This window comes from Halomonas sp. WWR20 (assembly GCF_054602495.1).
In genome coordinates, this window is record NZ_JBTRHR010000006.1 from 179,409 (window position 1) to 191,960 (window position 12,552).

Genomic DNA, 12,552 nt, shown 5'->3' on the forward strand with positions numbered 1-12,552 from the left:
GGCCTTCTCTCTTGATTCCTGGCCCCGCGGGCCGCATGCAAGGGAAAGCACAAAAGCCACCCTGTAAAATGCTCACCTCAAGGAGACCGTCATGAAAACGCTGGTCATCGGCGCCAACGGTCAGATCGGCCGTCAGTTCTGCGAAATCGCCCATCAGGCGGGCCTGCCGATCCGCGCCATGATTCGCGACAGCTCCCAGCAGGCCTGGTTTGCCGAGCGAGGCATCGAAACCGTGATAGCCGATCTCGAGGGACGCCTGCGTCACGCGTTCTACGGCTGCGATCAGGTCATCTTCGCCGCGGGTTCCGGCCCTCACACCGGCCCCGGCAAGACCTTGCTGATCGATCTGCACGGCGCGATACGCGCCATCGATCTGGCGGAGCAACTGAGCATTGCACGCTTTATCATGGTCAGCGCGTTACGCGCCGAGGATCCGTTGGCGGCCCCGCCCAAGATGCGTCCTTACATGGCCGCCAAGTTCGCCGCCGATGCCCACCTGCGCCAGGCGCGTGTGCCGCATGTCATCCTCAAGCCCGGCCGGTTGACCGACGAGCCGGCGAGCCTGCGCGTCGCCACACGTCTGGAGGATGCGGACGACAATCGGGTCTCGCGGGGCAATGTCGCCCATGCCCTGCTCCACCTGGCTCAGGCACGCGCACTGCATAACCGGGAATTCGGCCTGCTCGAGGGCAAATACACCCTGGCCGATGCGCTGAGCTGATCTCGTCGCGCAGGGCGTGTCGGGTTGCTTCCTGGCTGTTGGCGCGCCCTGCCTGAATCCGTATAGTGGCACTCTATCTCCCGCCACCAAAATTATCCTCATGCTGCAGAACAACGCGCTGCTTGCTCAGCTCAAGCAACAGATTCGCGAGACGATCCCGCGGGTCCAAGGTGTCATCAAGGGCACCGATAAAGGCTTCGGCTTCCTCGAGACCGAGGATGGCGCTTCCTATTTCGTCCCCCCGCCCGCCATGAAGCAGGTGCTGCATGGCGACCGCGTCGAAGCCGTGCTCAAGGAGGAAGGCGAGAAAAAATCCGTAGAACCCGAAACGCTTCTCGAAGCCGGTCTCGAACGCTTCGTCGCCCGCGTCCAGAAACGCGAAGGCCGACTCGCCGTGGTGCCCGATCATCCCTTGATCAACAATGTCCTCAAGGCCCGCATCAAGCGCAGCCTCGAGGAGGACAGCATCAATGATGGCGACTGGGTCGTGGCGCGTCTGGTACGCCATCCGCTCAAGCCCGACGACCGCGGCTTCTTCACCCAGATCGATGAGCTTGTCGCCAAGTCCGACGACCCGGCGGTGCCGTGGCGCGTGACATTGGCGCGGCACGCCCTCGAACAGGCCTCTCCCCAAGCCGGCGACGACTGGCCGCTGCGTGACGAGGGACTCGAGCGCGAAGACCTGACCGAGGCGCCGTTCTTCACCATCGACGGGCCCAAGACCCGCGACATGGACGACGCCCTGCGCGTCGAGTCCCGCGCGGAGGGAGGCTGGCGCCTGAGCGTCGCGATCGCCGACCCCACCGCCTATGTCGAAGAAGGGGATGCGGCGGATCTCGAGGCGCGCACGCGGGCGTTTACCGTCTATCTGCCCGGTCAGAACGTCACCATGCTGCCGGAAATCCTTGCCGACGATCTGTGCTCGCTGAAAGAAGGCGCCGAACGTCCGGCACTGGCCTGTACCCTGGACATCGGCGCCGATGGCAGCCTCGGCGAGTACCGCTTTTTCGCCGCCACCGTACGCTCGCATGCGCGGCTGATATATGACGATGTTTCCGACTGGCTGGAAGGCCAGGGCGAGTGGCAGCCGCCCAGCGAGGATATCGGCGATCAACTCAAGGCCTTGGCGGAGTTGACCGAGGCCCGCTCCCGCTGGCGCGAGGCGCATGCCCTGGTATTCAAGGATCGTCCGGATTATGTCTTCGACCTCGATGATGCCGGCAACGTACTGGCCATTCGCACCGAGGAGCGTCGCGTCGCCCAGCGCATGATCGAGGAATCGATGATCGCGGCCAATGCCTGCTGCGCGGATTTGCTCGCCGAGCGGATCGGTCACGGCATCTTCAACGTGCACCGCGCCTTCGAGCCCGAGAAAGCCGACCAGGCGCTGGAGTTTCTGGCCACTCAGGAGATCGTCGCCGAGCGCGAGCAGCTGCTGGAGCTCGAGCGCTACCGCGACCTGCGCCGCTCTCTCGACGAGCGCCAGGACGCCTGGCTGGACGCGCGTCTGCGGCGTTTCCAGGGCTATACCAACATGTCTGCGCAGCCGGGGCCGCATTTCGGCCTGGGACTGGCGGCCTATGCCACCTGGACTTCGCCGATCCGCAAGTACGGCGATATGGTCAACCATCGCTTGATCAAGCGCGTGCTCAAGCAGGAAAGCGCCCCCGCCGAGGCCAGCGCCGCGCTGACCGAACAGCTCACCGAGCGTCGCCGCCTCAATCGCATGGCCGAGCGCGACGTCAAGGACTGGCTGTATGTGCGCTATCTGACGCCCGCCGCCACGGAAGGCCAGACATTCGAGGCCGAGATCATCGATATCCGGCGTGGTGGCATGCGCGTACGCCTGACCGCCAACGGCGCGACAGCCTTCGTTCCCGCCCCCCTGTTGCACAGCGACCGCGACAAGGTCGCCATCGACGACAAGGAAGGCCGCATCCAGATCGAAGGCGAGTTGCGCTACAAGCTCGGCGATACCACCCAGGTGATCCTGACCGAAGCCCGCGAAGCCACGCGTTCGCTGGTCGCACGTCCCGCCGTCTGAGGTTGCCCAACCCTCCTCCGCCTCTTGGCGGAGGAGGGTTGGGTTTGAAACTCAGGCGAACTTGAGCAGGCTCTCAGGCAAGGAGCGGCACGTTGCATATTGCCGATGTCACCATGTTCTACGCGCCCGCCAGCGGCGGTGTGCGAACCTATCTCGAGGCCAAACAGCGCCGCCTCGCGGGATACCCCGACGTTACCTACGACTTGTTGGTTCCAGACCGGGAATCGCGCCGTGAGGGGCATGTGCATGGCATTCCCTCCCCCCCGCTGCCCTTCGGACACGGCTATCGCTTTCCACTGCACCGCCGGGCCTGGCGGCAAAAGCTGGAACAGCTGCATCCGGATATCATCGAGGCCGGCGATCCCTACGTGACCGCCTGGGCCGCGCTGGATGCCGGCCAGCGCCTCGGCGTCCCGGTGGTGGGCTTCTATCACTCCGATCTTCCCCGCCTGATGGGGAAGTTTTTCGGCGCCTGGGCTACGCCGCGTGCCGAGGGCTATGTCAGACGCTTGTACAGCCGCTTCGACCGCATCCTGGCACCCAGCCGAATCATGGCCGATGACTTGCATCGCTTGGGGCTCGAGCAGGTATCGGTACAGCCGCTCGGGGTGGATCTCGAGACCTTTCATCCCCGCCATCGCGATCCCGCCCTGCGGGACAGCCTGAACCTCGCGGAGGGCACCCGACTGTTGATCTTTGTCGGGCGCGCCGGCCCCGAGAAGAACATTCAGGAATTGCTCGAGACCGCGCGCCGGCTCGGCGAAGGCTATCATCTGCTGCTGATCGGCCCGCAGATGCCGACCCGCGTCCCAGGCAACGTGACCGTATTCGATTACACCCCGGCCGCCAATGTCGCGCGCTGGCTGGCCAGCAGCGACGCCCTATTGCATGCCGGCACCGAGGAAACCTTCGGCCTGGTGGCATTGGAGGCCATGGCCAGCGGCATACCGGTCGTCGCGGCACGCGCCGGTGCGCTGGCCGAGAACGTTCCACACGCATGCGGCCTGTTGTGCGAGCCGCACCGCCCCGAGGCCATGGCCCAGGCAGTGCGTGAACTGTTCGCCGGCGATATCGCGGCGATGCGCTCTCAGGCCCGGCGCCATGTCGAGCGCCACTATGACTGGCAGGTGGTCGTCGAAGGTCTGCTCGGCCATTACCGGGAACTGACGGGCCGGATCGCGAGTATGGAGGCCGCCCATGGCTGAACGCTTCCTGGCCCTGGTGCTGCACGACGTCACGCCGGCGACCTGGGCCGATTACCGCGACTTCGTGCGTGATGTCGACGCCCTGGCCCGGCAGGTGGGGCCGATTCCGCTGACCTGGCTGGTGGTGCCCGAATTCCACCACCAGCACGACTGTCGCCAGGACAGCGCCTTCCGCGCCCGGCTTGATGCGCGTCTGGCTGCCGGCGACGAGTTGGTGCTACATGGCTACTATCATTGCGATGACGCCCCGCCGCCGCGCACGCCACGCGACGTCTTCATGCGCCGCCTGTATACCGTCGAGGGCGAGTTCTACGCCCTCGACGAGGCCGCGGCACTGACGCGCCTGGATGCCGGCATCGAGATGTTCCGCGATCATGGCTGGCCGCTGTCCGGTTTCGTGGCCCCGGCCTGGCTGATGAGCCCCGGCACCCGGCGTGCCCTCGCCCAGCGGCCCTTTCGCTACACCAGCGATCTCCAGCATCTGTACCAGCTTCCCGACTTCACCCGCATCGATGCCCCGGGACTGGTATGGAGTGCGCGCAGCGCCTGGCGGCGCGGCATGTCCCACCTGGTCAACGAGAGCCGCCGTCGCCGGCAGCGCACGGCCCCTCTGCTACGGCTGGGCTTGCATCCTATCGACATGCGTCATGCCCAGGTGCGCGACTACTGGCTGAAGACCCTGGCCCGATTGATCGCCGAAGGCCGCCAGCCGATCACCAAGATCGACTGGCTGGAACATCAGCAAGGGACGCGGCAGCTCAAGGAACGCGCCACGGCATGAAACGTACCTTACTGCTCCTGGGCGTGGGGCTGATCGCGGCGCTGTCCATTCCGCTGCTGCTGGGTGGGCACGGTCTGCTGGCTCAGCTACGCACGTTCCCGCTGGATCAGTTGCTGTTCATGCTGGGACTGATCCTGATCTGCTGGAACATCAATGCTCTGCGCCTGCGCCTACTGCTTGCGGGCCGGGCCGGCAGGCTCGGTCAGCCCAGAGCACTGGGCATCGTGATGTCTACCGAATTCGCCTACTGCGCGACCCCCGGCGGCACGGGCGGGCCGGTGGTGCTGCTGAGCCTGCTGGCCCGGCACGGGGTGCGTCCCGCCCAGGCCTCGGGAGTGTTCGCCGTCGACCAGCTCACCGACCTGCTGTTTTTCCTGTCGGCACTGACCGGCGTCGCGCTGTACGTGATCATCGAGGCCATCGACCTGCGAATCGGCTGGCTGGTGGGACTGCCCGTACTGCTGCTGCTCAGCGGGCTGGTGTTTCTCGGCCTGATGTTGCGCCACTACTCACGCCTGCTGAAAGTGACGGGGCACTGGCTGCGCCGGCTCAAGGTCCGCCACAAGACCCGCTTCGGGCTCGCCCGCCGGCTGCTGCACTTTCGCAACTCGCTGATCGAAACCCTGCGCTTGCCGCGACGCACGCTATTGCTGGTGTTTCTGCTCAGCGCGGGCCACTGGCTGCTGCGCTATAGCGTGCTCTACCTGGCGGTCACCGGGCTGGGGCAGAGCATCGACTGGGCCTGGACGTTTCTGGTACAGATGCTGTCGATGGCGGCCGGCCAGCTCAGCTTGCTGCCGGGCGGCGCAGGCGGCGCCGAGCTGACATCCTCGGCACTGCTCGCGCCGGTGATCGGCAAGCAGAGCGCTGCCGCCGCCATTCTGATCTGGCGCTTCGTCACCTATTACTTCTACCTGCTGGCAGGCGGCCCGGTATTTCTCGCTTTCGCCGGACGCTCGCTGCTGTATATGCTGCGCTCGCGGCGGCGGCACCCCTAGATCCATTAAAGTTCGGCTTCATTGATTAAGCGGTATCAGGCGAACCAGGACTCCTGGCTTTCGGCATTGCCCATCAGTTCCACCCCATCGTCGTCCACGATGGTCCGCTCGGCCCGCAGGACCTCCTGACCATTGGCGAAACGTCCCCCGCGCGGATTGAAAATTTCCAGCGCAAACGTCTCGTCGCCTTCGATCAGCGTGTCACCGATAATCTCGACGGGTACCACCGCGTGCGATTCTCCCGGGTAGAGCACCAAGGTGTCCGCTACGGAGAAATAATCCTCACCCGCCACTGCCGTACCATCCACGGTGCGATAGCCGACGCTGGCCCCCTGGGCCGGCGGATTGGGCAACTGCACTAGGAAATAGGCCAGGGTCGTGGCGGCATTGCCTTCGACGATGCGCAGTTCCACCTCTTCGGGGCGACTGGGGGCCTGAGGCAGGCTGTCCCGCACCGTCGTGTCGATCCACTGCGTATGATGCGACACCCGCTGAAACCCGGCGACCTCACCGAAACTGCTGTCGACGCTCAGATTGATATCCGGCGCGACGCTTCCCTTTTGCAGCGAGGCGGCATAGGTCGCCACGCCCGCGATCCGTTCATCGATGAACGCCGGCCCGCCACTATCGCCGCTGCTGATGAAGACTTCGTTCTCGCCCAGTCCCGGATCGTTGATACCGAACAAGCGCCCCAGGGCATCCTGCTCGGGAGTCCCGTTATCGAAATCCATCAATAGCTGGCTGCCCGGCTCCGTCGTCCACCCCTGGGGCCGGGTGATGGAATCCAGGGTTTCGCCCAAGGCATCGAAGGTATTGAGACCCGCACGCTTGACCGGCGCCCCAGCGATGTCGAGCTTACCGGTATCGCCGGTTGCAGCCTGGCCATAGCCCACCAGTTGAACGGTCTGCTCCACCTCGTCCGTATCGCGGTATAGCGAATAGCGCTCCGCAGCCAGCGGTGCCGGGGTATCCAGCACAACCAGCGCCAGATCATCATTGACCTCGCCCTGACGGTATCCGGCGGGCAAGGGCAGGAGTGTGCCTGCCAGGCGCTGCGTTCCCTGGGGCAGGTCGAAGGTGACGATGATGTCTACCGGGCCTGCCGTCTGCGACGTGCGTTCGAACAGGTGCGCGGCCGTCAGGATGTGTCGTCCGGTCGGTAGCAGCGTTCCGGTCCCGTAATAGCCGCCGGCACTGACTTTCACGACGCCATCCAGACCATCGCCAGGCAGCACCTGGTAGTTGGCCTGGCGGGAAAAGGAGGTGGGGATGCTGGCCATATAGGTTACCTACCGGATTGATCTTGATAAGGACGAGAATTCTACTCGCCCCGCACCACCGCCTCCCTTAACATCGATCAAGTCAACACATGCTGCCATCTGGTTTTATTCATTCATAAACATTACGACCCGGCCTCGGTATTTAACCGTCGAAATTGAAACTCATCTCATCATCGCTTTCACCGAAGCTGAAATCCGTATCCTGGGCGGATTCATGCTTGGCCAAGTATTTGGCGCGCTCGGTCAATTGCGATAGCTGTTGCATGGAAAGCAGCTGAGCGTAAGCCACCGGCAGTGCCCCGGCCTTGCGTAGCTGCAAAAAGGTCTCGTCCTCCAGAGCGTTGAGCGCCTTCTCATCGATGCGATGCAACCCATTGATCGTCAACGGCTTATCAGCGGTTTCCACGCTCAACGGCCAGGGCTCGATCACGCCCAGTTCCCCCAGGATTCGGCAGGCCTGGTCGGTCAGTTGACGGTTACGTTCACGCTGCTGCAGGAATTCGAACGTCTCCCGCACCCGCTTGGCGGGCTCGCCCTGCTCATCGAAGAACGCCTCGCCCTCTCCGGCATCGCTTATCGTCATCGCCTCGTTGACGCACAGCACCAGTTGATCGTTATCGCCACGCCCCAGGGCGAAGGGATGGCCGCGCAGCGCCGCCGGCACGTAGCCGGCCAGCCAGCGCCCATCGTGATTGACGTACAGGTTGCGCTCATTGCTCAGCCCCACCAGTGCCACTAGCTGGAAATGCTCGCCCTGCCGCACCAGGGCCAGCGGGAAATGCTTGATCGCCTGCGACAACTCGGCGAAGACGATGGGCACCACCGCCTGCTGCGCGGCGAATTCATAACCGCGCTGAAGCAGCCAGCCCTGCTGGGCATGGCGTTCACGAGAAACGGGAACAAAAGACGTCATGGTTTTCCTCGGCAGAAACATAGGGCTCTCAGTGTCCCGGAATGCCCAAGGGCGCTGCAAGGGGTAGCCAAGGGGAATAAGCGTCACGAGCTAGCAGAAAATTAGATGTCGTCTGAAGAATGGACGAGCGAAGGACAGATAAGGCAGAAATTGGCGAAATAGCGGAGCTTATATGTTGTAAATAGATATAAACGCCATATTGGCAAGTGCATATACTTCAGGCAAACCGTAAGAGCCGCCAGAAAATTAGTGTGTTGGACGCAGCTCACGTACTTGCTCTGCGCTCAGCCCCGTAGCGCCAGCAATGGTAACGTCGTCAAGATCAGTGTTCTCGATCAGCTTACAGGCAGTCTCGAGGCGAGCAGCCTCGCGCCCTTCCTCGCGCCCTTCCTCGCGCCCTTCCTGTTTCCAGCGCTGAGGCCACTGGCTGGTACGTTCTTGTAGCATGGTATAGATCTCCTTTAAGTCTTCGAGTTGTTTCAGTTCCTGCCATTCTGGCTCCGGCGCCTGGCGTCTCGCCCAGACTTGCTTGAGCCAGAGGGTGAAGGCACGACGCAGCTCATTTTGTTCATCGACATAAAGCCATTCGACCAATCTCCCCAACACTTCCAGCGCCTCGCCAACGCCACGATAGTGCTCTAGATTGAACAATGCAGCTACCATGTTGCGTGTTTCATCTGGCCAACTCGGATCGTTGACTATCGCTTTTTCATCAAGCAACAAGTAGCGGAAATCAGGGGTATAACACTCCAATCCTCCACTTACCGGTTCGACCATGTCGGCGATATTTTGTGTCGCGTTCCAGGGCCTCTCGCCATTATAGAGCACCATTGGCAGCACCGGGGGCAGTTTGCCACTGGGCGTGAGCGCTTTCTGACGAATCAGATCCTGATAGAGCAAGCCAAGATAGCTCATGATCCTCACCGCCATGAACCGATCGACAGAACTCTGGAACTCAAGAAGCAGATAGACATAAAGCCAGTCATTGCCCCAACGCACCCGCCAGATAATATCGTCCTCGCGATCACGTAGCTCGTCGGTCACATAGGAGCCGCTGGCTTTTTCCAGGGAGTCGAGATCGAGCTGATCGACCCATTCTGCCTTGACGAACCCCGTCAGTAGATCGCGCACCATTCGCTTGTGCGAGAACAGGAGCTTGTAGCTGTTATCGTGGTGGGCCATGAAAGCTCCGACACATACGAAACCGACATGATAGCACGGCAACAGGCCTTCCCAGGGCAATACCTGCCATGCTCAATATGCCTTAACCGGCGCCTTTGCGGTATTCCACGCGTCGAGCTCACAGCCCTCCAGCCCAGTTTCAAAGTCCTGAAGGCCGATACAGCGTCTAACGCGTCTCGTGAATGATCACTTCCACGCGGCGGTTGGCGGCCCGCCCCTGTAGCGTGTCGTTACTGGCAATCGGCTGGGTATCGGCATAGCCGATGGCACGCATGCGCGAAGAATCGATCCCCGCATCGCTCAGGTAGCGCAGTATCGCCGTGGCGCGCATGCTCGACAGCTCCCAGTTCGACGGAAAGCGCGGCGTACTGATGGGCCGGCTATCCGAATGCCCTTCCACCGAAATCGTGCCGTCGAGTTCATTGAGCATGGCCACCAGGCGCTGGATTACCTCACGTCCCGAGTCGGTCAGCGCGGCATCGGCGGAATCGAACAGCAGATGATCCTGAATGCGCAGGTTGATGCCCTCCTGGATACGCGAGACCTCGACGCCATCGATGCGGGGCAACTCCATGGCCTTTCTCGCCGCCTCGGCCACTTCAAGCGCGACGGCCAGTGCCTGCGGCTCGAGGGTTGGCGGTTTCGCGACCTGCAGGGCCACACGCTTCGCCGCTTCGCTGATCGCCGGTGCGGCGGCAACGCTTATCGCCGCCATCCGGGCCTGCGGCGTGATGGTGCTGCTTCCGGCAAGAGCGACCGCCGAGGATATCGCCGCCGGGTCGAGCGGTGCCGGGGCCGGCCTGCCGACAAGCCTCGAGACATCCAGCGCCATTCGTTGCGCCACCGGCGTGACAAACGGCGCCGGCATCGCGGCCGTCCGCGCCGATGCCGGTGCCTCCTGGCGCAACACGTCGCCCAGGCTGCCGGCCTGCCCCGAGACCGCCAGCAGCAGCACGAACAGCGCCACCAGCAAGGTCAGGATATCGATGTAGCTGACCATCCAGGCTTCACCGTCACGCTCATCCGCATGGATGGCCAGCAACGCTTCATGGCGTGAAGCCGAGCGGTGCTGTTCAAGCATGGGTCGTCGCCTCGCCGGTATTGGCGATCGGTTTCGGCGCCTCGTCGCGGATCTCGTCGTGGTAGCTGGCCATGAACGAGTTCAGCGTCTCCTCGATGAATGACGGCAGGCGCCGCTTGGACATCAGTGCCACGCCCTCGAGCACCATGTTCATGGCGATCAGGCGCTCCTCGGTGCGCCGCTCCAGCTTCACCGCAATGGGCTTGAACACCAGGTTGGCGAGCAGGATGCCGTAGAAAGTGGTCAGCAGCGCCACCGCCATGCGCGGCCCGATCTCGGCGAGGTCGCCGGCATCCATCACCTCGAGCATGTTCACCAGCCCCACCAGCGTGCCCAGCATGCCGAAGGCCGGCGCATAGCTGGCCATGGTGCGAAAGATATGCGCCTCGGCCAGCTCGCGGGCCTTGAGCCGGGCGATACGCCAGCGCAGCAGGTCGATGATCTCGTCTTCCTTGGTGTGATCGATCACCAACTGCACACCGGTCCGCAGGAAGGGGTTGCGGGCACTTTTCAGCGCCTGCTCCACGGCACGCACGTTGCCCTTGAACCACAGCCGCGACATGTCGACCAGCTCCTTGATGTCGTCATTGACGTAGCTGTCCTCGCGGCGAAAGACGATGCCCACCAAACGCACCACGCGGACCACTTCGCGCAAGGGGTAACTGATGAAGGTGGCGGCCAGGGTGCCGGTGACGACGATGGCCAGGCCAGGCAGATTGACGAAGCTCATCGCCGATTCAGCGCTAAGCAACAGGACGCAGGCCAACAACAGCATGCTGGCGGCGATGCCGATCAGAGTGGAGGGGTTCATGCGGGGTCCCGGATGGCTACGGCCTATCTAAAGAAACGACGCCACGCGCCGATATCCCGATATGCCTAGGTTTCCATTGAAGGCCCCAGCATAGGCCGTGTCACCGGCCGGCAAAGCGTGGAGATGCGCCCACTCACGGGCTCAGTTCATGTTTTCTTGTAGTCTCGAAGGTCGAAAACGCTTTCACCCTAAATCTCAGCCTCATCTACAGGACCCAGCAAGGACCGGTAAATCTTGTCCACCTCAGCAACCATTTTCTGTCTTTCGAAAACTTCCTCGAATCGCTGCTTGGCACCCGCTCCTAGGCGCGCCCTCTCCTGGGGATTATCGAGTAAATAGGTGATAGCACGAGCCAGCTCTTCCGGTCTGCCAGGCTCACAAACGATTCCCGACTCATCGTGCTTGTTGACCCACGGGACTCCGCTGCCTTGGATATTGGTGGAAACCACTGGCGTGCCAACACTCATCGCCTCCAGTTGCACAACACCGAAGGCTTCGGATTTTTCTTTAGACGGCAAGCAGAAAACGTCTGCCGCCGCATACAAAGAAGGCAGTTCCTCTTCGGCCACCCTACCGATGAGTTTCACCTTGTCATCAAGCTCCATCTCTTGGATTATTTTATGATATTTAGCGGTATCAGGCCCTTCACCTCCGATAAGGAATATGGCGTTTTCAACCTGAGAGGCCGCAGCGATCAAATCCTCAAATCCCTTGTAATATATATGCCGTCCAAGAGAGAAAACCACCCTCTCGTTTAGATAGGCATCTTTTACCTCCTTTACCTTTTCCATATCAACCGCTGGGGCCAAGGAGCCAATCCCAATGGGCACCACCCTACACTTATCCTTAACATTGCGAAGCTGCTCTGACATCAACAAGTACGCTTCGCTGGTCACAATGATAAGTGTGGCCTTTTTCAACAACCAGTTCAGAAGGGGACGATATAGCACTAGCATTTTTTTCTGCTTTACTATATCGCTATGCCAATGCAAGACAAGCTTGGAAATATCTCGCCCGGCCCACGCAGCTACTAGTACCGACAAGTTGGCCAGCGGATTAGGCAAGTGCACGTGAATAACGCCCCCCTTAGATAACCTTAAAACATTCCTTATATAGCCTAATGAGAATGGCGCGGAAGATACATTTACATTCACGCTCCCCCTAAAGATAGAAACATCATTAATGATTTCAAAGGAACCTCGCTTCGCATCCACTGCCACGACACCTACTTTAAAGCCCCCTGAAGATTCAGCCAAGTCACAAACGACTGACTCAACCCCACCATTATGGGGCTTATAGTACTTACTCAAATGAATCACATCAAAGTCTTGTTCAAAGCAACACTTTTTCTTTTCCATAAACTGTCTTTGGCTAAAAATAAATAAGGAAAGTTCTTTAAAATGAACAACAGACTTTGCATAAGCACTATTAGTTCGTTTTACAGAACAGCAACTGTAAAATCCAAGCATCTTCTCACAGATTTCAAGAAGCATGCCAGCCCCTCGTCTGACATGGCTATGTAACGCTGTGGCCCAC

Annotated in this window: 11 protein-coding genes; 5 read left to right on the top strand and 6 right to left on the bottom strand. The window is 61.3% G+C overall.

What is annotated here, in order from left to right:
* Nucleotides 1–91: 91 nt before the first annotated feature.
* The 5 genes from ACW4DH_RS12950 to ACW4DH_RS12970 all read left to right on the top strand — a co-directional run bounded on the left by ACW4DH_RS12950 (nt 92) and on the right by ACW4DH_RS12970 (nt 5,749).
* On the top strand, nt 92–721 hold the full coding sequence (locus ACW4DH_RS12950; RefSeq protein ID WP_459636808.1) for an SDR family oxidoreductase: 630 nt from the start codon (nt 92–94) through the stop codon (nt 719–721).
* Nucleotides 722–821: 100 nt separating this feature from the next.
* On the top strand, nt 822–2,765 hold the full coding sequence (locus ACW4DH_RS12955) for an exoribonuclease II (RefSeq protein WP_459636809.1): 1,944 nt from the start codon (nt 822–824) through the stop codon (nt 2,763–2,765).
* A 92-nt stretch (nt 2,766–2,857) separates the two neighbouring features.
* Entirely contained in the window at nt 2,858–3,970 is a 1,113-nt protein-coding gene (locus ACW4DH_RS12960) for a glycosyltransferase family 4 protein (RefSeq protein ID WP_459636810.1), read from the top strand.
* A complete protein-coding gene (locus ACW4DH_RS12965; protein ID WP_459636811.1) occupies nt 3,963–4,751 on the top strand; it encodes a DUF2334 domain-containing protein in 789 nt (262 codons plus the stop codon). Before ACW4DH_RS12960 ends, ACW4DH_RS12965 begins: the two co-directional genes overlap by 8 nt.
* Nucleotides 4,748–5,749, top strand: coding sequence for a lysylphosphatidylglycerol synthase transmembrane domain-containing protein (locus tag ACW4DH_RS12970; protein WP_459636812.1), 1,002 nt, complete (start codon nt 4,748–4,750; stop codon nt 5,747–5,749). Before ACW4DH_RS12965 ends, ACW4DH_RS12970 begins: the two co-directional genes overlap by 4 nt.
* Nucleotides 5,750–5,784: 35 nt before the next feature.
* Here ACW4DH_RS12970 and ACW4DH_RS12975 read toward each other — a convergent pair whose 3' ends face one another.
* The 6 genes from ACW4DH_RS12975 to ACW4DH_RS13000 all read right to left on the bottom strand — a co-directional run bounded on the left by ACW4DH_RS12975 (nt 5,785) and on the right by ACW4DH_RS13000 (nt 12,509).
* Nucleotides 5,785–7,029: a Calx-beta domain-containing protein gene (locus ACW4DH_RS12975; protein ID WP_459636813.1), complete on the bottom strand. Its 1,245-nt coding sequence runs from the start codon at nt 7,027–7,029 to the stop codon at nt 5,785–5,787.
* A gap of 142 nt (nt 7,030–7,171) precedes the next feature.
* A complete protein-coding gene (locus ACW4DH_RS12980) occupies nt 7,172–7,942 on the bottom strand; it encodes a SapC family protein (protein ID WP_459636814.1) in 771 nt (256 codons plus the stop codon).
* Between the two features lie 246 nt (nt 7,943–8,188).
* Nucleotides 8,189–9,124: an Rpn family recombination-promoting nuclease/putative transposase gene (locus ACW4DH_RS12985; RefSeq protein WP_459636815.1), complete on the bottom strand. Its 936-nt coding sequence runs from the start codon at nt 9,122–9,124 to the stop codon at nt 8,189–8,191.
* A 166-nt stretch (nt 9,125–9,290) separates the two neighbouring features.
* Nucleotides 9,291–10,205, bottom strand: a complete 915-nt coding sequence (locus tag ACW4DH_RS12990; protein ID WP_459636816.1) for an OmpA/MotB family protein — start codon at nt 10,203–10,205, stop codon at nt 9,291–9,293.
* Nucleotides 10,198–11,016, bottom strand: coding sequence for a motility protein A (locus ACW4DH_RS12995; protein WP_459636817.1), 819 nt, complete (start codon nt 11,014–11,016; stop codon nt 10,198–10,200). The genes ACW4DH_RS12990 and ACW4DH_RS12995 overlap by 8 nt, the downstream gene beginning before the upstream one ends.
* A 188-nt stretch (nt 11,017–11,204) precedes the next feature.
* Nucleotides 11,205–12,509, bottom strand: coding sequence for a glycosyltransferase (locus ACW4DH_RS13000; protein WP_459636818.1), 1,305 nt, complete (start codon nt 12,507–12,509; stop codon nt 11,205–11,207).
* Between the last annotated feature and the right edge of the window lie 43 nt (nt 12,510–12,552).